The sequence below is a fragment of the Burkholderia sp. 10_S31 genome (genome assembly GCF_056930375.1).
This window is the reverse complement of sequence record NZ_JBXOWK010000001.1, coordinates 1127656-1146543: the sequence shown is the minus strand read 5'-3', so window position 1 is coordinate 1146543 and position 18888 is coordinate 1127656. Positions and strand designations below refer to the sequence as shown.

Below are 18888 nucleotides of genomic sequence, written 5' to 3'. Positions count from 1 at the left end.
AGGTCAATGCTCGACCGCCCGTTCCGCACCGAGTCCGGTCTGGGCGCGTACGAACTGCGCGTCGAACGCACGCCGTTCCGCGCTGGCCTTCGAACTGCGATCGAGTGTCGACATCACGTAGCTCGCCAGGAACGCCAGCGGCATCGTAAACAACGCCGGATGATCGTACGGGAACACGGCAGCCGGATGCCCGAGCACCGACTTCCATACCGCCGGCGACAGAATGACCAGCGAGACCGACGAGACGAGTCCGACGATGCCACCGCAGACGGCGCCGCGACTCGTCAATCCCTTCCAGTACATCGAAAGCACGAGCGGCGGGAAGTTTGCCGACGCGGCAACGTTGAACGCCAGTGCGACGAGAAAGGCGAGATTCTGCCCCTTGAACAGGAGGCCAAGCACGACGGCCACGGCACCGATCGCCAGCGTCGTCCACCGCGTGACGCGAATCTCCGATGCCCCGCTGGCTCGCCCCTTGCACAGCACGCTCGCATAGAGGTCGTGCGATACGGCCGACGCTCCCGCTAGCACCAGGCCCGACACCACGGCCAGGATGGTGGCGAACGTCACCGCCGCGAGGAAGCCGAGGAACAGGCTGCCGCCCGTCGCGTTGGCGAGATGCATCGCCACCATATTGTTCCCGCCGCGCAGCACGCCGCCCACGCGTCCACCCTCGAAGAACTGCGGGTCGGTGCCGACGATCACGACGCTCGCGAGGCCGATGACGAACATCGCAATGAACATGAAGCCGATGCACGTGCTTGCAACGAATACGCTCTTTCTGGCTTCCCGTGCATTCGGAACGGTAAAGAAGCGCATCAGGACGTGCGGCAGCCCGGAGAGCCCGAACACCGTCGCCAGCGACATCGAGATGGCCGAAACGGGATCCGAGAACAGACGGCCCGGTTCCATCAGCGATTTCCCTGCCTTGTGCACCGAGATCGCAGACTGCGCAAGCCGTTCAAAACTGAAGCCGAAGTGACCGAGCGCCAATAGCGCCAGCAACGTGCCGCCGAACATCAGCAGGACGGCCTTGATGATCTGGACCCACGTCGTCGCGATCATCCCGCCGAAAGTCACGTAGACGATCATGAGGCACCCGACGCCGACGACCGCATAGTTGTAGTCGATGCCGAACAGCAGCTGAACGAGTTCTCCCGCGCCGACCATCTGGACGATGAGATAGAAGAACACGACCGTCAACGAACTGACCACGCCCATCCAGCGCGTGCTGACCGGATCGAGCCGGTAGGCGATGATGTCGACGAACGTGAACCTGCCGAGATTGCGCAGGCGCTCGGCCATGAGGAACAGCATCACCGGCCATCCCACGAAGAAGCCGACGACATAGAGCAGGCCATCGTAGCCTTTCGCGTAGACGAGGCTCACGACGCCGAGCAGCGTCGCGGCGGACATGTAGTCGCCGGCGACCGCAAGGCCGTTCTGAAGCCCGCTGATTCCGCCTCCGGCGGTGAGGAAGTCGTTCACCGTCCTGGTGCGGCGCGCCGCCCAGTACGTGATGCCCAGCGTCATGCAGACGAACACCATGAACATTGCGATGGCGGCAAGATTGAGCGGCTGCCGCTGCCCCGCCTCCACGACCGGGCCGGCCCAGGCAAGGCCGCCCGGCGTGGCGGCAAGCGCGAGTACCGCGGTCGAAACGCGTACGATCGATTTCATTGCCCCACCTCGCCAAGCAATTCGTTGGTCAGCCTTTCGAACCGATCATTCGCGACCCGGACATAGAGCCACGTGAGCCCCCATCCCGCGACGATCACGGCAATCGCGAATATCACGCCGACCGTCGTGACACTTCCCGCCCACGCGGCGCTGCGCAACAGATCAGGCCGCAACGCGACCAGCGCGATCAGCCCGAAATACGCACCCAGCACGATGATCATCGACACCCGGCCCAGGCGTGTGCGTTCGTCGACCAGCTCACGAAACTTCACGTGCTCCCGGATGCGCGAAACTGCGCTTTCATTCAACGTCATATGTCTCCTCCGTCACCAATCTGGAAAATCGGTATCACCTTGCGAATCCGTCACCTCACCAATAGATTCGGCATCCATAAAATTTCATCCGCTCCCTTACCGGGTCGACATGCCCCGCGTGAGCACCGAGACGACCGAGCTTATTTCCGCCATTGGCGAATAGCAGCCCCCTCAGGTGGGGGGCAGCAGCGCATTCACGTGTTCTCCGGGGAAACACCGACTGCTCCCGGTGACGCCCGGAGCTCGGGGCTGGCGCGCGCATGCGCTTTCGGAACCGGCATCGCGATGCGCCCTGCCCCCCGTCCGGGGGGTGGCAAAAACGCGTCGTCACGCGGTATTTCTGGCGAATCGACGCTGCCACCGCGCCCTCCCTTCATTCCCGATGTCATGAACATTTTCCGGACCGACCTGAATCTGCTCGTGGTGCTCGAGCGCATCTACGCGCAGCAGAGCATCACGCGCGCGGCGCAGCAGCTCAATCTCAGTCAATCGGCAGTCAGTCATGCGCTGAACCGGTTGCGCGAACTGCTCGGCGACCCGCTGTTCGAGCGTCACGGCAATGCAATGATGCCCACCCCATTTACGAGAGCAATCATTGCGCGCGTGCGCAATGCCCTGCATACGCTCGAATGCACGCTGCACGAAGCCAGCCGGTTCGATGTCGAATCGACGGTCAGACGCTTCACGATCGGCATTCTCAATGCACAGGAACCGGTGGTATTGCCGCCCATCGCGCATTACGTCGCCAAGCACGCGCCGTCGATCGACATCGCCGCGGTGCAACACGATCGTCGCGCGATAGAAGCGGACCTGCTCACCGGCTCGCTCGATGCAGTGATCGACGTTCTTCTTCCTCACCCGCAATCCATTCGCAGTACAAAACTCTCTACCGACCGGTACATCGTTCTGTGCCGTCGCGATCACCCGCGCGTCGGTCAACGCCTCGACCTCGACGCCTACCTCGCCGAAGAGCACGTGCTCGTGACGAGCCGGCAACGCGGCGGCGGCGTCGAAGATGCCGCACTCGTCAAGCTCGGCGCCGAACGCCGCATCCGCCTGCGATGCGTCCGCTACTTCGCCGCATGCCGCGTCGTCGACCAGACCGACCTGCTGCTGACCATGCCGGAGCGGTACGCACGGCTGCTCAACGAGATGTGCGGCACCCGGATGCTCGAATGCCCATTCGATGCATCGATCGATACCTATCTCTACTGGCACACGAATTCCGATGCCGATCCCGCGAATAGTTGGCTGCGTCGGCAACTTGGCGAAGTATTCGAGTCCGTTCGCGCGGACACGGCGAACCACCCGTAATGCGGTGCCTCGCCTGCCGCGTCGGCCGACGCCGCTCGCTTACCCGCGCAGCTCGCGCCTCAGGATCTTCCCCGTCATGGTCTTCGGCAATTCGTCGATGATCTCGACGATGCGCGGATACTTGTACGCCGCCATCCGTTGCTTGCAGTAAGCGATCAGCGCGTCGGGCGAGATTTCGGCATGCGGTTTCAGGCTCACGACGGCCTTGACCGTTTCTCCCCGGTAACTGTCCGCTACGCCGACGACCGCTGCCTCGCGTACCGCCGGATGCGAATACAGGACGTCCTCGACCTCACGCGGCCAAACCTTGTAGCCGCCCGCGTTGATCATGTCCTTCTTGCGATCGACGAGATAGAACCAGCCTTGCTCGTCCATGAAGCCGACGTCGCCGGTGCGGAAGTAGCCGTCGACGATCGCCTTCGCACTCTCGTCCGGCTTGTTCCAGTAGCCCGGCACGACCATCGGTCCACGTGAAATGATCTCGCCGATCTCACCCGGCGACAGTGGCAAGCCGGCTTCATCGCCGATGTACGACTCCACGTTGAATACCGGCACGCCGACAGCGAGCGTGCCGGTTGACGGATCGACCGGTGCGTCACGATCGAGCGGCACGCAGTGCGTCGGCGAGCTCGTCTCGGTCAAGCCGTAGCCGTTGTAAATGTAGTGGCCGAAGCGCTCGCGGAACGCATCGATGACGCTCGGCGGAATCGGGGCACCGCCGGAGTAGATGCGTCGCATCGACACCAGATGCTCGCGGGTCGCATGCGGATGGTTCATCAGCGCGATGAACGCCGTGATCGAGCCGATCGTGAATTCCGCGCGATGCTCGCGAATCGCATCGAGGACGACGCCCGGCTCGAAACGGCACGCAAGGATCAGCGGCGCCGCGCAGATCAATGCCGCGCCGATATGTCCAACCAGCCCCGTAATGTGAAACAACGGCGCGACGCCCAGGATCGGACCGCCTTCCCGCAGCTCGATCCAGTCACGGTACACCTGCGCGTTGAATGCAATGTTGCCGTGCGTGTTCATCGCCCCCTTCGGCACGCCGGTGGTGCCTGACGTGTATACGAGCATCGCGACATCCGTCGGCGCGAGCGTGACAGGTGGGGGCCGGTGGCCGCGATAAGCGGCAATCGTCGTCGACAGGTCCTCCACGCCTTCCGCCGGCTGCCGTCGCGTACCGGCAAAGAGCCGTGCATCGTTTCGGCTCTGGTACTCGAGTTCGCATGTGGTCATCACGGCCGGCTGCACCGCCGGCTCACCCTGCGCGGCGGCCTGGGCCTCCTCCTCGAGGAACGGGCGTACCACGTCCGCATAGAGCGACTCGTGGCAGATCAGCATTCGCGCGCCCGAATCGGCGAGCAATACACGCAGCTCGCGTGAGCGGTTCATCGGATTGATCGACACCGCGATCATCCCGAGCTTCCACGCGGCGACCAGCGCGATCACGAACTGCGGCACGTTCTGCAGATAAAGCGCAACGCGATCGCCGGCTACGCAGCCGCGCTCGCGCCACGCGCTGGCAAGGGCGTCCGATTGCGCATCGAGCTCGGCATAGGTCAGCACGCCGTCGAAATACAATATCGCGGCACGCTCCGGTGCGCGCGCGACGGCTGCCCTGAACATGCCGAGCACATCGGTAAATACCGGCGAGATCATCGCCGGATGGCCGGCCGCATAGTTCGCGAGCCAGGGCTTCTTGTCATGGGGCGTCATGGGAACTCCAGGATTGGGCGCGCGGCATCACGTGCGCGCGTCACCGAAATTGCACTGTGCGCCCGGCGCGTGCAAGCGCCGGGCATGGTCGGACCGGAGTTGGAAACGGCCTTACTTGATGACCACCGGGTTGACCGGCGCGCCGCTACCGCTGACGACCTTGAGCGGTGCCGCGGTATAGAGGAACGACCATTGCCCGTCGTCCGCGCAGTCGGCAGCAAGCGGATCGAGCTGCGCGATCTCGGTCAGCGTGACACCGAGGTTGCGCATCAACGCGTTGTGCAGCGGCAGCGCCACACCCGATTCCGGATCGATGGTCACTTCGTTCGCGATCGTATCCGTGACGAGATTCGGGATCTCCATCCGCTGGAACCACTCGACGAGTTCCGGGCTGTAGGTCAGGCCCGGCTCGATGAAATTCTTGTAGAACTCGCTCTTGTCACGCTCGTAGAACGAGCCGATCCAGCCGGTGCGGATCACGAGGACGTCACGCTTTTCGATCGTCACGCGCTGCGCTTCGGCAGCCTCGAGCAGATCGCGATGCGTGAAGGTCTCGCCCGGATCGAGCACGGCCTTGCCGCGATGCCGGGCAATGTCGATCAGCACGCCGCGCCCGACGACGCCGCGCTCCGCGATCGGCAATACGCTGGCCTTCGCGAGGCCGCCGATGGTCGATTTCGCATCGTAGCCATTCCAGATCTGGTCGCCGTACCAAACGTGTCCGAGGGCGTCGTACTGCGTGGAACCCTGCAGATACATGATCATCATGTCGTCCGCATACTCGAGAAGCCCGGGGAACAGCGGCCCCTTGCCGCACATGTAGTGCCCCTTGTCCATCACATTCATGCGGCATGCCTGGGAGCGACCCGGCCAGACAGGATCGCCCTTCGGATTTCCCATCTGGATCTGCAGCGTGAAGGTCTTGCCGGAGCGCACGGCCGCGACGCCGCGCAGCACCTCCGTCTCGGTCAGGTAGTTAAGCGAACCGACTTCATCGTCCGGCCCCCACTTGCCCCAGTTCTTCGGTGCATCACGCAACAGTTCAGCCATCTCCGGAACGTTCTTCGACTCCATGCCTTGTCTCCTTTTCAAGTCCACCGATCCAATCTCCCCCGTCGAGTGCATGCGCGGAAAACGTCCGCCCATATCGCCGGGGTTGTCGATTTTTAATGGTTGAGAGCGTAGGCGGGCAGAAATTTCGAGGCAAATGAATTGTTTTCATTCACCCCAATCAATCTCGCACATATCTAGTACTACTACCGTATTTCAATATAGCCAAAACGTGATCTAACATGCGATCGCAATGAAACGGAAATCCCGCAGTGGAATTTTCCTGATTCATTTTTTTAATCTCAAAATAACACCAATCATTAAAAATCACAATTACCATGGAGATAATCAACGATGTCATTTCGTTCCCGAATTCGTTCGATCGCACTGGCGGCAGTCATCATGGGAGGCGCGGTATCGCAGGTACATGCGCAGAGCAATGTGACGCTCTACGGCATCGTCGACAGCGGCTTCCTGTACACGAGCAAGACAGCCGATCCAGCGAGCGGGCAAAACGCCGGCCATCAGTTTTCGCTGATCAGCGGCGGGATGACGCCGTCGCTGTTCGGCCTGAAAGGCAGCGAGGATCTCGGCGGCGGCATGAAGGCGATCTTCACGCTGGAGAGCGGCATCGATATCTCGAAAGGCGGTTTCACCGATTCAAACGGAAACTTCTTCGGCCGCCATGCATGGATCGGCATCGAGAGCGGTGTGGGTACGATCAAGGCCGGCCTGCAGTTTTCCCCGTTCGTGCTCTCGCTGATCTCGACCGACCCGCGCTCCGTCTCGTTTTTCGGCAGTCAGGTGCCGATCTACGTGGGCAACGTACTCGTCACCGGCATCTTCAACGCGAATGCCATTTCATATGCGAGCCCGACGATCGCAGGCTTTCAGGGCAACGCGATGCTCGCGTTCGGCGGTGTCGCCGGCGATTTCCAGGCGGGCCGTCAGTATTCGGCCAGCCTGAACTACACGTACGGCCCGATGCTCGTCAGCGCGGCGATGTATAGCGGCAACGCCGGCGGCACCGCCGCGACGACGCCCGTGCCGAGCACGGTCGCGTTCTCGGGCCGCACGATCGGTGCACGTTATGAATTCAACGACCTGACCGTAAACGCGGTATTCGTCAATTACAAGGTCGCGGGTTCGTTCGACAGCCGCGTCTACGGAGGAGGCCTGAGCTACCGATTCACGCCGACGATCCACGCGGACGCGGGCGTCTGGTATACGAGCGACGGGAACGATACCGGCAACCATTCCATTCTGGCCGCAACGGGCTTGACCTACAGCCTGTCGAAGGCGACGCTGATTTATGGCCAACTCGGGTTCGTCAACAACCATGGCAGGATGAACACTGGCCTGTCCACCAATGGCGCGCTTTACGGCGTCTCGGGATCAACGTTCGGCACCGTGGTCGGGATTCGTCATCTCTTCTAGGTCTCGTGCGCAACGAGCACCGAGCCGGGCGAGCCGTCAGCACCAGCAGGCCGGCCTGGTCGATCTCGATGCGCGAGCGCGCGATCCGTTCGCCGATCGAGCCGCGCCGATTCAGCGGCTCGCCGAACGTTCCGCGCTCATTTGTCGAATGCCCGGTCATTCATTCTGCGAATTCCTCCGGACGCTGACGTCCGGAGGGCCTGGTATCGCTCAGCCGCGCCCAATCCCGCGCATCACTGTCCGCCCTCCATTCGCAACTCGAGCTTGCTTGTCACCGACGTGACGCCTGGCACCTTGCGAGCCGCCTCCACTGCAGCCTTATCCTGTGCCTCGTCCGTTATCATCCCGGCCAGCGTCACTTCACCAGTCTTTGCCTTCGCAAACACAGTGACCTGCGCATTGCCGATGCCAGGCGCCTTGACGATCGCCTGGCGGACCTTCTTCGCAAACGCGCGATTTTCCACGCGTTCGGCCTTCTTTGCCGAACGCGGCGACGTGGTCGCGCTCTTGGCCGTTTGCGCGTCGGGGGCACTGGATTGCGCGTAACACGTGACGGACGTCAACGCGACGATACCGGCAACAACGATCATAAAACGTGACTTCATCATCCTCTCCTCAACAAAAACAAACGGACAACTACGGATTGGCAGATGCCCGAATCGGGCACCCGGTATTGCGCTTGCATGCCTCCCGCAACGGCCGATTGCCGTGTGGTACGGCCTTATGCAGTAATCGAATTCAATGCACTTTCGTCGGCTTCCAGCGCCGGCGAAAGCGTCACGCGCAGATGGTCGAGAAATGTCCGTATCTTCGCGTCCATGAACTGCCTGGATATGTACATCGCATAAATGTCCAGCATCGTTAGGCGGTAGTCCGGCAACACCCTTACCAGCCTCCCGGTTCGCAAATCGTCAATAACCGAATAGGTGGCCAGCGACCCGATGCCCATTCCAGCACGCAATGCAATTGCCAGCGCCTCCGGTGCATTCGCCTGAAACAACGCGGAGAGAACAGAATGTGATGCCACTTCACCGCTCGCGCCATGAAGCAACCATTCGTCGCTCGACTCGGCTGGCGTATCGAGACGCAGACACGTATGGTCGGCAAGATCTGCCGGCTTCGATGGCGTGCCATGTTGATCGAGATACGCTTTCGACGCGACCAGGACGCTGTAGCAGCGTCCGTAGGTGTGTGCGATGTACCCCGAATCCGGAAGACTCGATGCCGTGACCACCGAAATGTCGTAGCCGTCTTCCACCAGATTCGGCATCCGCTGCGAGTACGTGATGTCGACGGCGACCTCGGGGAAAGCCGCCTGATAAGCAACCACCGCCTCGGTAACATGGCTCTGCCCCAACCCGGGCATGGTATGTACACGCAATCGACCGTACGGTCGAATCAGCGCGTTTCTGGCCTCGGCATTCGCCTGATCGACATCGCCAAGAATGGATAACAGGCGTTCGAAATAGCGCCGCCCGCTGTCGGTCAGCGAAATTCTCCGAGTCGTTCGATTCAACAAGCGAGTCTGAGCATATTCTTCGAGGCCAGCTACTGCTCGCGATACCTGCGCAATCGCCACGTCCGTCTGTTTCGCCACTGCGGTAAAGCTGCCGGCCTGAACGACACGCACGAATGTCCGCATGTTTTCGAGCATATCCATTTTTGTCCACCGCCCTTCACTGTCTACGCACGGAACGGGCAATCCGAAAGCCTGCTTCTGCACACTGTAGAAGTGACGCCCGACATAACCGTCTGGAGTTTTCGACCTGGATGGACGACGCGAGCGCAGTGGACGGAACATCCCATTTCACCCGCCGCCACGCTCAACTCGATAGCGAGAATTCTCGAACATTCGCCACCAAACGATCACCCCCCGCACGGGGGGTTACTCCATCGATCGTTCGTGTGCGAAGCTAAATGAATTCAACAAACGAGCGGTAACGCCCGGTTGTTCACTGCCCGTGCGTACGAAGCACGATCTTGCCGATATGGCGGCCGGAATCCATCAATTCATGTGCCGCGCGCGCATCGCGCAGATCGAACAGCCGATAGACCTGCGGCTTGACGACACCCTGCCGGATCAACGGCCACACGGCCTCTTCCAGCTCGTGAATGATCTGTGCCTTCTCCGCGTAGGTACGCGAGCGCAGGGTCGAGCCGATATGCGTCAAACGTTTCGTCAACATCGGGAACAGGTCGAGTTCCCTGGCCGGCCCATTGATCACGCCGATCTGGACAATGCGACCGTTCATCGCTGCCGCCGCGTAATTGCGTGCGACGTAGTCGCCGGCGATGATGTCGACGATCACGTCGACACCCTTGCCATCCGTGAAGCGCCGAACTTCGTCGACGAAATCCTCGTTCCGGTAGTCGATCGCAAGATCCGCGCCGAGGCGCAAGCTCGCGTCGCGCTGTGGATCCGAGCCAATCGTCGTGATGATCTTCGACGCGCCGAACGCCTTCGCCAGCATCGTCGCCGTCGTGCCGATACCCGATGCCCCACCGTGAATCAGCACACTGTCGCCGGCTGCAAAACGGCCACGCTGAAACAGATTCAACCAGACAGTCATAAAGGTTTCCGGCATCGCCGCCGCCTCCGTCATGTCGAGGCCGTCCGGGATCGCAAGTGTATTGCTCTCGTTCGCGACCGCGTATTCCGCGTATCCGCCGCCCGGAATCAGCGCGCAGACACGATCTCCGATCGCGAACCGCGTGACGTCACGCCCGATCGCGACGACTTCCCCTGCGACCTCGAGGCCGGGAATGTCGGACGCGCCGGGCGGCGGATCGTACAGCCCCTTGCGCTGGAAAACGTCAGGACCGTTCACGCCCGCAGCATGAACCTGAATCAGTACTTCGTCGTGACCTGGCGACGGCACCGGGCGCTTGGCAGGCACAAGCACTTCTGGGCCGCCAGGATGTACGATTTCAATCGCGGTCATTTCAACTGGAAGGTTTTGTTTGTCACCCATCACGATATGATCCTCAACGTTCTTCGATGCTCGGCCGATTCGCGGGCCATCCCCAATCGCGGCGTCGCAACCGATGTAAGTGAGAAAAGTTTATGGCCAATGCCCGTTGAGGGCACGCAGCGAATTACCTGTCGAGGAATGCAAAAATGCATCAGTCTGGACAAGCGATGAACTGGGACGACGCGCGCGTATTCCTCGCAATCCATCGCGAGCGCACGCTGCGTCGAGCGGCGGAGACGCTCGGGGTCGATCAGGCGACCGTCGGACGGAGGCTTGCAACGCTCGAGCACATGCTCGGCGCGACATTGTTTCTCCGTTCATCAAAAGGCTATCTGCCGACACCGGTCGGCGAGCTGGCGCTACGCGCCGCGGAGGCGATGGAGCAGAGCGCACACGAACTGGTGCGACTGACGCACGGTGTCGACCGACGGCTTGCCGGCGAGGTGAAGATCACGACGACCGATGCACTTGCGATCGAATTCGTGATGCCGTCGATCGCACGACTACATGCGAAGCATCCCGACGTCTCCGTCGCGCTAAATACGTCGACACAGATTCTGAATCTCGCGAAGCGCGAAGCCGACATTGCAATCCGCACGGTTCGGCCCGAGAACCCCGATCTCGTCGCGCGCCGCCTCGCATGCTGGGACATGGGCCTGTTCGCGTCGCACGACTATCTGCGCCGGCACGGCGAGCCGGAGCGCGGCCATGCGTTCACGGGCCACGACCTCGTCGTCTACCAACCGTACATCGACTCCAGCCGCAAGCCGACGCTCGCCGGCGAACCGATTACCGGGGGTCGCATCGTGACGCGCACAAGCACGAACCTGATGATGCGCGCCGCGCTGCGCTCGGGCCTCGGCATCGGCGAGATTCCCGTTCACATGGGCGAGCGCGACGGGCTCGCACGCCTCTGGCCGGAGCGGGTCAGGCAGTCGCCGTACGAGGTCTGGCTGGTCACGCACCGTGACCTGCACCACACCGCGCGCATCCGCGCGGCGATCGACGAGATCGTGTCATCATTCGCCGCGCATGGATAACGCAAGGCGGCATCGCCGCGACGGGTCATTCATCGTCGCGCTTTGTGCCCGACGGCTCACGCGCCAGCCCGCTGCGTACGGCCTGGATGCGCGACGTGACATTGAGCTTTTCGAAGATATTTTTCAGATGCCATTTGATTGTTTCAGGCGCAACGCGGAGCGCACGTGCGATTTCCTTGTTCGACAGTCCTTGCGCCACATAATCAAGGATCTCGGCTTCTCGCGCGCTCAGGTTGCCGGTCGCACTCGGCCGCGCGGCCTGCGTCGCGTTCGATGCCCGCTGTGCGTCGAATGCGCGCACAAGTTCTCGCAAGTACCACGCATTGACGGCCGGCAAGCGCCCGGCGTGCTTTAGCGCACGCCCAACCATGCGCTCCACGATTGCGCCTTCGTCGATGAACGTGCGCACCAGCCCGTTGACCTGACCGTATTCGAGCGCTTGACCGAGTACATCGAGCGCTTCGTCTTCCCGGCCGGCCTGTTCAAGTACCACCGCACGTAACGTGGCAGCCTGCGCGGCGAACCAGTCGAATCCATGCGAGAGAAGCGCCTCGTGCACGATCGCGATCGCCCGTTCGGCGTCGCCCGCGCTCCCGTCCGCCAGCATCAGCCTGACTCGCGCGGATTGCGCCATCTGCCACGTTTCAATGTAACTCGACGCCACCTCGGGCAGTGCTGCCGGCACGAGTGCCGCGAGCGCCTTTCCGACACGATTGGCCTGCGACAATTTTCCGACACTTACACAGATCCGGATGCTGGTCGCCATGCATGCCACACGCAGTCTCAGCCATTGCCGGCTGCATGCGATGTGATCGGCGGCGTCTATGATTTCGTGTGCACGCGCCTCGCGGCCGGACTGGAACTCGATCAGTGCTGCTGTCTGCATGAAGCGCAGCAAAGGCCCGAGCGAGCATGCCTGCATCGCGACCTCGAAGCGATCGCGCTGAACCTCGCTGACCTTCGCCCAGTCGTTCCATTCGTAATAGATGGCCGACAGATAGCCAGCCGACAGCGCAGTCGCCGCCGACAGGCGTCCGGCGGATTGCTCGGCAAACCGCAGGGCAGCCTCGAATGTCGTCGATGCATCGTGCAGGCGACCGGAGACGAATTCCGCGAGACCGGACATGTTCTGTCGGTAGACGTTCGCATAGAGCGGCTCGTCCCCGGACAAGGAAGTTTCCGCTCGCGTTCTGAGTGCGAGCACGTCGCCGATCCGCCCCGCATAACCGAGCCCGAAGATCATCGTGGTTTGCCCGATCTGTTCTATCCACGATCCCGGCTTCGGGCCCGCGGCCAGTACACGCTCACCCAGAATCAACGATTCGGCACTCCTGTCCGACAAGCCCGCGATCAACGAGCGAACCGCGAGCAATTCGGTGGCAATGACACCATCCATATCAAGGCGGCGCGCATTCACGTCTGCCTCGATCGACTCCAACGAGCGGCGCGCATCGACGATACTCATCGACAACGCGAGCGCCCATGTATGGGCGATCCTCAGCCGCAAGCGTTCCGCCACGGCACGCTGCGGAAGACGCGAAACCCAGTCGAGCACGGTTCGCACGTCACTGGAAGCGATGAGCCTCATCGCGCAGGTCTCGACCCAGCCGGCGGCCGTGTCGAAATCGCCGGCGGCAAGCGCATGCCGAACGGCATCCGGCCATTGTCGTTCGCCGGCATACCATTCGCTCGCGCGACGATGGAGAATCGTGATCTCGCCGGGCCTGCGCAGCGCCAGTTCCTCGCGTAAATACTGCGAAAAGAGCGCGTGATAGCGATAGTTCTGACGCCCTCCATCGACCGACTTGATGAAGAGGTTATGGGTACTCAGCCATTCAAGGCAGTCTGCCGCGTCATCGCGACCCGTCAGCCTGTTGCACAACGAGGGGGTCATCTGCTCCAGTACGGCCGTGCACAACAGGAAGTGATGAACGGCTTCCGGCACGCGGGACATGACATTCTCGTTGAGATAGGTGGCGATCCCAGCCCTCGCATGGCTCACCTGTTCGGCCACATGCGCCGCATCGCTGTCGTCGCGCAGTGCGAGCGCGGCCAGTTGCAGACCCGACACCCAGCCTTCAGTTGCGGCACGCAGACGCTCGATGCTCTCCGTGCTGAGGTGCTTGCCTGCGACTCGGTCGAAGAACGATCGCGTTTCCGCCTCGTCGAAGCAGAGATCATCCGCATCGACTCGCACCAGTTCGTCACGCGATTCGAAATAGCTGAACGGCAACGCCGGTGTGGATCGACATGCCAGGACGACGTGGAAGTTCGGCGGCGCGTAACGCAACAACTCAAACATCGCGTCGTGAATGATCGGCGAGGCGAGACGGTCAAAATCGTCGAGCATCAAGAATATTTCAACGCCCGCATCCGCGAGTTCGTTGAGCAGCTCGTCGAACACGACCTTCAGCGGAATGAGCGCGCGGTCGCGCAGCAATCGCTGGGCACGACTGCCGATACCGCCGGTAGCTTCGACGACGGCCGCGACGACATATGACGAAAAGATCGACGCATTGTCGTCGTCCCGGTCAAGACTCACCCACCCGACCTTGGCATTCGTCGCGACGAGTTCCTTTCGCCATTCCGAAAGCAGCGTCGTCTTCCCGTAACCGGCCGGTGCGCACACGAGGGTTATTCGGCGATCAAGCGCGCGTGCAAGGCGGCCGATCCTGGCCATGCGCGGCACGATCTCCCGCGCCGATGCAGGCATCAGCTTGGTACGTACCAGTACCTCGATCGCATCGGCGTCCGCAGGCATGGCCGACTTTCTGCTGTCTGTGGACGTCATTTATTTCCTGTTCTCCCGGTACTGTCCGCCCGCGTGGATAAAAGGTTCTCGGCCGACCTGCCCGACGCGCGTCAGGTTCGATGCGCGGCAAATACAGCATAACCACGTGATATCCACCATCAACACTAGGTGATCTCCGGACTGATCAGTACCGGAATCGCAGCCGGTACCGGTCGAGTGCGAGGGATTCGCATTGTTCTCGATCCGACATCCAATGTTCAGCCCCCCATTTGGGGGGCTACCTCAATCCGGCGACTCGCTCCATGCTAGCTCGACGGTGCCGCCAGTCGGCGCCAACCACTTGCCCGCCCCCCTGCGCGACCGATAGGCGGCCGGTCGCCCAAAACCGTCAACCGCGGTTATCGCCCGGGAGTTGCCATGAATTGCCGAGACATTGCGGAAGCATTTTTCGATCGCTATCGACAGCACGACATCGAAGGAATGCTTGCCCTGTTTGTGTCGGGCGCCACCGTCGACTACGTGCCGATCGCCGCGACAGGCGCTGCGGCCGTCCAGGGCTCGGCGATATGGACAGCGCTCGTTAGCGCTTTTCCCGATTTGACCAATGAGGTCGAGGCAATTCATGCCGACAGTTCCGGGCGTCACGCAACCGTAGAGGTCACGATTCGCGGCACTCAGGCACAGAATTTCCTCGGCATCGTGAATCGCGGGAAATCGTTTTCGGTCAGACATGCATTTCTGTTCGAATTTGATGCCGAAGCCCGCATCACACGGCTTGCCGCCTATTGGGACAACGTCAAGCTCTTCGAAGACCTCGGTAAAACGACGCTCGGATGACTCGATTCCGATACCGGTCGCTCATCGCGCAGCCGGTATCGGCGTTGGTCAGGCTGCCTGATAGCGCTCGCGTAGTACGCGCTTGTTGATTTTCCCGACGCTCGTCTTTTCGATTGCATCGACGATGAGCAGCGTGTCTGGCACGGCGTATCTCGAGATCAATCCGCGATCGGCCACCTGCTTGATGTGCGCCTGCAATTCTGCGGAGTCGACTCGTCCGACGTATTCGTCGGTCAGCACGACGAGCGCGAGCGGCCGCTCGCCCCATTTGGCATCCTTGATGCCAATGACGGCGGATTCGCGTACGGCGGGATGCCGAGACAGAATGTCCTCGAGTTCCAGCGACGACACCCATTCTCCGCCCGTCTTGATCACGTCCTTGATTCGATCCGTGATTTGCAACCGACCGTCCTTGTCGATTACGCCGATATCATTGGTATGAAGATAACCGCCAGCCCACAGCGCTTCCGATGCCGGCACGTCGCCGAGGTAACCTTGTGTCGCCCACGGCATCCGTACAACGACTTCGCCCGCCGAGCGACCATCGTGCGGTACATCGCGCAGATTCTCGTCGACGATGCGCAAATCGACGAGCGGTAGCGGCAAACCCGTTCGCGTCCTGCGCGCAACGTTGTCGTCAGGCGTTCCATCAATGCCTGGCTGCACTGAATCGACTTGCGCGATCGTCATTAACGGGCAAGTCTCGGACATCCCGTAACCGGTATAGACGTCGATGCCACGCTTGATCGCCGCACGAGCGAGCCCCTCGGGTAGCGGCGCCCCTCCGACAATGACTTTCCACGAGGACAGGTCGACGGCCGCCGACGACGGGCTATCGAGAATCATCCCCAGCAAAGTTGGCACACAATGCGAGAACGTTACGGATTCGCGCCCTATCAGCGCAAGCAGCCCCTCCGCGGTATAGCGGCCCGGGTAAACCTGCTTCAGCCCAAGCGCGGTCGCAATGTAAGGCATGCCCCACGCGTGCACGTGAAACATCGGGGTGATCGGCATGTAGACGTCGTCCCGATGTATGCGCCCATGCTCGCGCGCACTCGACAATGCGGCCATTCCGGCGAGCGTGTGCAAAACCAGTTGTCGATGAGTGAACGCAACGCCCTTCGGCAGGCCGGTCGTACCCGTCGTGTAGAACGTCGTCGCCCGCGTGTGCTCGTCGAAATCGGGAAACACAAAATCCGGCGGGCTGGCGTCAACCAAATGCTCGTACTCGTCGGCAAACCCCTGCGGAACGTCGATCTCCGCGCCATCGGCGATCAGCACGAAGCGCTTCACCGTCTCCAGCCGGTCACGGATGCCGGCGAGCATCGGCAGGAAGTCGCGATGCACCAGCGCAACCTGCGCGCCGGAATGATTGAGACTGTACAGAAGCTGATCGGGAGACAATCGAACGTTGGCGGTCATCAGCACCGCACCCATCATCGGAATCGCAAAGTAACACTCGAGATAGCGATGACTGTCCCAGTCCATCACGGCAACCGTATCTCCGGCCTCGACTCCGATCGACGACAATCCACTTGCGAGTTGGCCCAGGCGATGGCGAAAAGTCCAATAGTTGTGTCGCACCTGGTCGCTGTAGACGATCTCCTGCTCCGGCCGTGTCGCCAGCGGCGTGTGAAGCAATTGCTTGATCAGAAGCGGATAGGTGTAGGCGGACGGCAACGGCTCATCCCGAGAGCGGGGATACGAAGGGTTCATGAATGTCTCCGTGAGCGGCCGGCGTGGCGCGATGAAAGGCTACATGCGACGGAGCAGCCGTCTTTGACGCTGGTTCACGTCGGCCGTGATGACATTCAAGATACAGTACCGGCATTCACCGAACACCCCCACATTCGGGGGGACAAGCCAGCGCGCTGGAGTGCATTGGCGACAAGACGAGCCATCACGCACGTGACGCTCACGCGTCGAACGCAACCCACCTGATCGGGGGGGCGTTGAATCGCGGACCCTATTGTAAGATTTGCTGGCCGCGCTCGTGCGGCCCAGAGGAATCTTCGTCTGCGCTTCGAAGTGCAAAGCGATTCATTTGAGCAGATTCAAAGGCATCCGTCGGTCGAGCACGATCGATTATCGAGTCCCAGCCGATTCCTGTATCCAGTCCAGTGAAAGGAGTAGTCATGACCACCGAACCGCAGCAAACGGACAAGATGCCCTCCCCCGATCCCGCTGAGAACAACGCTTACTTTCCGTCTCCGTACTCGTTATCGCAGTACACGTCTTCGAAGACCGACTTCGACGGCGCACATTACCCGAACCCTTATAAGGGTGGTAAGTGGAAAGTGCTGATGATCGCGACTGACGAGCGCTACGTGCTGATGACGAACGGCAAGATGTTCTCGACCGGCAATCATCCGGTCGAGATGCTGCTGCCGATGCATCACATGGACAAGGCTGGCTTCGAAATCGACATCGCCACGCTTTCGGGCAATCCAGCCAAGCTGGAACTATGGGCGATGCCGGGTGATGACGAAGCGGTGCAGAGTACGTACCGGAAATACCTGCCGAAACTTAAAGTCCCGCTCAAATTGTCCGATGTGCTGGAAAAGGACTTGGGAACGGATTCGCCTTACATCGCGGTATTCATTCCCGGTGGCCACGGCGTGCTGGCCGGCATTCCACACAGCACGGAGGTCAAGCGGGCGCTCAAGTGGGCCCTCGACAACGACAGGCACATCATCACGTTATGTCATGGCCCTTCATGCTTGCTGGCTTCGGCCGTAGACGAAAAGCCGGAGAACTATCCGTTCAAGGACTACGAAGTTTGCGTGTTTCCGGATGCGCTCGACAAGGGACCCAATCTCGATATCGGTTACATGCCGGGCCCGCTTCCCTGGCTCGTCGCCGAGAGCCTCGAGAAACTCGGGGTCAAGGTGCTGAACAAGGACATGACGGGCCGGTGCCACCAGGACCGCAAACTCATCACGGGCGATAGCCCGCTCGCGTCCAATAACATCGGCAAACTGGCCGCCGCGGCACTTCTGAAGGAAGTGGCGGACTGACGCCGGTGAGCATCGCAGAATTGCACCGCTGCGCGCATCATTGATGCTGTTGCGGTCGCTCGTAGGCGGCCGCAACAAGCGGCGCCCCCCCGGATGTTGACGTTCACCCTGACCTGTTCGCGGTGCCGCCCGTCGCAACCGCGCCCAGCGATTTCTCGAGGATCGTCGTCAGCCCGCCCGCCTTGTTGCCCGCGGACGGATTGTTGTCCATGCTCGCGTTCATCTGCGTGCAGTAGGCCTCCCACCAGCGGACCCGTTCGAGCAACTTCGCGCCGACGGCCGGGGACACCACGCGGCGCGTCAGCAGGTGCTCCGCGCCGTAGATTTCCGGCGTTTTCGACAGGATCGCAGTCCCGCCGTGCGCAACGAGCCGGTCATCCGACGCTGCCTTTACGTTCGATTGGCTTTGCGCTCAATTTGCTAGAACCGGGCTGAAGACGGAACTCGAGTTCGCGAGGCGAGACCGCGATGCCTGCGGTAATCATGCGCTCGAGGTTCTTCATTGTCTTGAGGAAGCCGCTCAGGGACGCACCGTCGACAGAACCGGCCCCTCCTCGCTCGTGTATATCGCGACTCCGTTATGGACAGGCGCGCACCTGTTTGAGCACAGACGATGCCGGGGTTACCGCCCGCCGAGAGCCGACGCGCAGACAGCCATCGCCGAGCGAGAGCTGGGGGCCGGTCGATCAGTCGTCTGCGCAGTCGTTTCGCCCGGATGCCCCCATGAGGTCGTGACCGGCATCCGAGGCGTCATAG

The 18888-nt window shown here is 61.5% G+C and carries 15 protein-coding genes and 1 pseudogene; 6 read left to right on the top strand and 10 right to left on the bottom strand.

All coding sequences use genetic code 11. The features are described 5' to 3' along the window. Window positions 1-3: 3 nt before the first annotated feature. Both actP and AC1Z3W_RS05230 read right to left on the bottom strand, forming a co-directional pair. Entirely contained in the window at window positions 4-1680 is a 1677-nt protein-coding gene (actP, locus tag AC1Z3W_RS05235; RefSeq protein WP_057924006.1) for a cation/acetate symporter ActP, read from the bottom strand. Next, the gene (locus AC1Z3W_RS05230) at window positions 1677-1994 is read right to left on the bottom strand and encodes a DUF485 domain-containing protein (protein ID WP_057924007.1); all 318 of its coding nucleotides are present in this window, start codon (window positions 1992-1994) and stop codon (window positions 1677-1679) included. Before AC1Z3W_RS05230 ends, actP begins: the two co-directional genes overlap by 4 nt. Window positions 1995-2381: 387 nt before the next feature. Between AC1Z3W_RS05230 and AC1Z3W_RS05225 the strand changes: the two genes are divergently transcribed. Then, entirely contained in the window at window positions 2382-3308 is a 927-nt protein-coding gene (locus tag AC1Z3W_RS05225) for a LysR family transcriptional regulator (RefSeq protein WP_483507828.1), read from the top strand. A 39-nt stretch (window positions 3309-3347) separates the two neighbouring features. On the opposite strand, the gene AC1Z3W_RS05220 is transcribed toward AC1Z3W_RS05225, so the two are convergent. Both AC1Z3W_RS05220 and AC1Z3W_RS05215 read right to left on the bottom strand, forming a co-directional pair. Then, window positions 3348-5027 carry a class I adenylate-forming enzyme family protein gene (locus AC1Z3W_RS05220; protein ID WP_483507155.1) on the bottom strand — a complete coding sequence of 560 codons (1680 nt, stop codon included), beginning with the start codon at window positions 5025-5027 and terminating at the stop codon, window positions 3348-3350. A gap of 111 nt (window positions 5028-5138) precedes the next feature. After that, window positions 5139-6101: a cyclase family protein gene (locus AC1Z3W_RS05215; RefSeq protein ID WP_057924010.1), complete on the bottom strand. Its 963-nt coding sequence runs from the start codon at window positions 6099-6101 to the stop codon at window positions 5139-5141. Between the two features lie 330 nt (window positions 6102-6431). Here AC1Z3W_RS05215 and AC1Z3W_RS05210 point away from each other — a divergent pair, with 330 nt between their 5' ends. Next, window positions 6432-7514 carry a porin gene (locus AC1Z3W_RS05210; RefSeq protein ID WP_124832448.1) on the top strand — a complete coding sequence of 361 codons (1083 nt, stop codon included), beginning with the start codon at window positions 6432-6434 and terminating at the stop codon, window positions 7512-7514. A gap of 233 nt (window positions 7515-7747) precedes the next feature. Here the strand turns inward: AC1Z3W_RS05210 and AC1Z3W_RS05205 are convergent, their stop codons facing one another. The 3 genes from AC1Z3W_RS05205 to AC1Z3W_RS05195 all read right to left on the bottom strand — a co-directional run bounded on the left by AC1Z3W_RS05205 (window position 7748) and on the right by AC1Z3W_RS05195 (window position 10456). Next, complete coding sequence (locus AC1Z3W_RS05205; protein WP_242431732.1) at window positions 7748-8122, bottom strand: BON domain-containing protein; 375 nt, start codon at window positions 8120-8122, stop codon at window positions 7748-7750. Window positions 8123-8235: 113 nt separating this feature from the next. Further along, entirely contained in the window at window positions 8236-9174 is a 939-nt protein-coding gene (locus AC1Z3W_RS05200) for a LysR family transcriptional regulator (protein WP_483507154.1), read from the bottom strand. A 292-nt stretch (window positions 9175-9466) separates the two neighbouring features. Next, window positions 9467-10456 carry an NAD(P)H-quinone oxidoreductase gene (locus tag AC1Z3W_RS05195; RefSeq protein ID WP_057924013.1) on the bottom strand — a complete coding sequence of 330 codons (990 nt, stop codon included), beginning with the start codon at window positions 10454-10456 and terminating at the stop codon, window positions 9467-9469. Between AC1Z3W_RS05195 and AC1Z3W_RS05190 the strand changes: the two genes are divergently transcribed. Both AC1Z3W_RS05190 and AC1Z3W_RS05185 read left to right on the top strand, forming a co-directional pair. After that, window positions 10352-10657 carry a hypothetical protein gene (locus AC1Z3W_RS05190; protein WP_162492261.1) on the top strand — a complete coding sequence of 102 codons (306 nt, stop codon included), beginning with the start codon at window positions 10352-10354 and terminating at the stop codon, window positions 10655-10657. The two genes, AC1Z3W_RS05195 and AC1Z3W_RS05190, sit on opposite strands and share 105 nt — an antisense overlap. Next, window positions 10654-11526 (top strand): LysR family transcriptional regulator, encoded by an 873-nt coding sequence (locus AC1Z3W_RS05185; protein ID WP_057924014.1) that lies wholly within the window; start codon window positions 10654-10656, stop codon window positions 11524-11526. The genes AC1Z3W_RS05190 and AC1Z3W_RS05185 overlap by 4 nt, the downstream gene beginning before the upstream one ends. A gap of 25 nt (window positions 11527-11551) precedes the next feature. On the opposite strand, the gene AC1Z3W_RS05180 is transcribed toward AC1Z3W_RS05185, so the two are convergent. Then, window positions 11552-14317: a winged helix-turn-helix domain-containing protein gene (locus AC1Z3W_RS05180; RefSeq protein ID WP_057924015.1), complete on the bottom strand. Its 2766-nt coding sequence runs from the start codon at window positions 14315-14317 to the stop codon at window positions 11552-11554. Between the two features lie 378 nt (window positions 14318-14695). Between AC1Z3W_RS05180 and AC1Z3W_RS05175 the strand changes: the two genes are divergently transcribed. After that, complete coding sequence (locus AC1Z3W_RS05175; RefSeq protein WP_057924016.1) at window positions 14696-15115, top strand: nuclear transport factor 2 family protein; 420 nt, start codon at window positions 14696-14698, stop codon at window positions 15113-15115. Between the two features lie 48 nt (window positions 15116-15163). Here the strand turns inward: AC1Z3W_RS05175 and AC1Z3W_RS05170 are convergent, their stop codons facing one another. Beyond that, a complete protein-coding gene (locus AC1Z3W_RS05170) occupies window positions 15164-16831 on the bottom strand; it encodes a fatty acid--CoA ligase (protein WP_057924017.1) in 1668 nt (555 codons plus the stop codon). A 419-nt stretch (window positions 16832-17250) separates the two neighbouring features. Here AC1Z3W_RS05170 and hchA point away from each other — a divergent pair, with 419 nt between their 5' ends. Next, window positions 17251-18132, top strand: a complete 882-nt coding sequence (gene hchA, locus AC1Z3W_RS05165; protein WP_057924018.1) for a glyoxalase III HchA — start codon at window positions 17251-17253, stop codon at window positions 18130-18132. A gap of 115 nt (window positions 18133-18247) precedes the next feature. Here the strand turns inward: hchA and AC1Z3W_RS05160 are convergent. Beyond that, window positions 18248-18517: pseudogene (locus AC1Z3W_RS05160) on the bottom strand (altronate dehydratase); the annotation flags it as partial. Between the last annotated feature and the right edge of the window lie 371 nt (window positions 18518-18888).

Coding starts and splice junctions, on each gene's coding strand:
- actP (WP_057924006.1), bottom strand. CDS start 1,680: ATGAAATCGATCGTACGCGTTTCGACCGCGGTACTCGCGCTTGCCGCC.
- AC1Z3W_RS05230 (WP_057924007.1), bottom strand. CDS start 1,994: ATGACGTTGAATGAAAGCGCAGTTTCGCGCATCCGGGAGCACGTGAAG.
- AC1Z3W_RS05225 (WP_483507828.1), top strand. CDS start 2,382: ATGAACATTTTCCGGACCGACCTGAATCTGCTCGTGGTGCTCGAGCGC.
- AC1Z3W_RS05220 (WP_483507155.1), bottom strand. CDS start 5,027: ATGACGCCCCATGACAAGAAGCCCTGGCTCGCGAACTATGCGGCCGGC.
- AC1Z3W_RS05215 (WP_057924010.1), bottom strand. CDS start 6,101: ATGGAGTCGAAGAACGTTCCGGAGATGGCTGAACTGTTGCGTGATGCA.
- AC1Z3W_RS05210 (WP_124832448.1), top strand. CDS start 6,432: ATGTCATTTCGTTCCCGAATTCGTTCGATCGCACTGGCGGCAGTCATC.
- AC1Z3W_RS05205 (WP_242431732.1), bottom strand. CDS start 8,122: ATGATGAAGTCACGTTTTATGATCGTTGTTGCCGGTATCGTCGCGTTG.
- AC1Z3W_RS05200 (WP_483507154.1), bottom strand. CDS start 9,174: ATGGATATGCTCGAAAACATGCGGACATTCGTGCGTGTCGTTCAGGCC.
- AC1Z3W_RS05190 (WP_162492261.1), top strand. CDS start 10,352: ATGAACCTGAATCAGTACTTCGTCGTGACCTGGCGACGGCACCGGGCG.
- AC1Z3W_RS05195 (WP_057924013.1), bottom strand. CDS start 10,456: ATGACCGCGATTGAAATCGTACATCCTGGCGGCCCAGAAGTGCTTGTG.
- AC1Z3W_RS05185 (WP_057924014.1), top strand. CDS start 10,654: ATGAACTGGGACGACGCGCGCGTATTCCTCGCAATCCATCGCGAGCGC.
- AC1Z3W_RS05180 (WP_057924015.1), bottom strand. CDS start 14,317: ATGACGTCCACAGACAGCAGAAAGTCGGCCATGCCTGCGGACGCCGAT.
- AC1Z3W_RS05175 (WP_057924016.1), top strand. CDS start 14,696: ATGAATTGCCGAGACATTGCGGAAGCATTTTTCGATCGCTATCGACAG.
- AC1Z3W_RS05170 (WP_057924017.1), bottom strand. CDS start 16,831: ATGAACCCTTCGTATCCCCGCTCTCGGGATGAGCCGTTGCCGTCCGCC.
- hchA (WP_057924018.1), top strand. CDS start 17,251: ATGACCACCGAACCGCAGCAAACGGACAAGATGCCCTCCCCCGATCCC.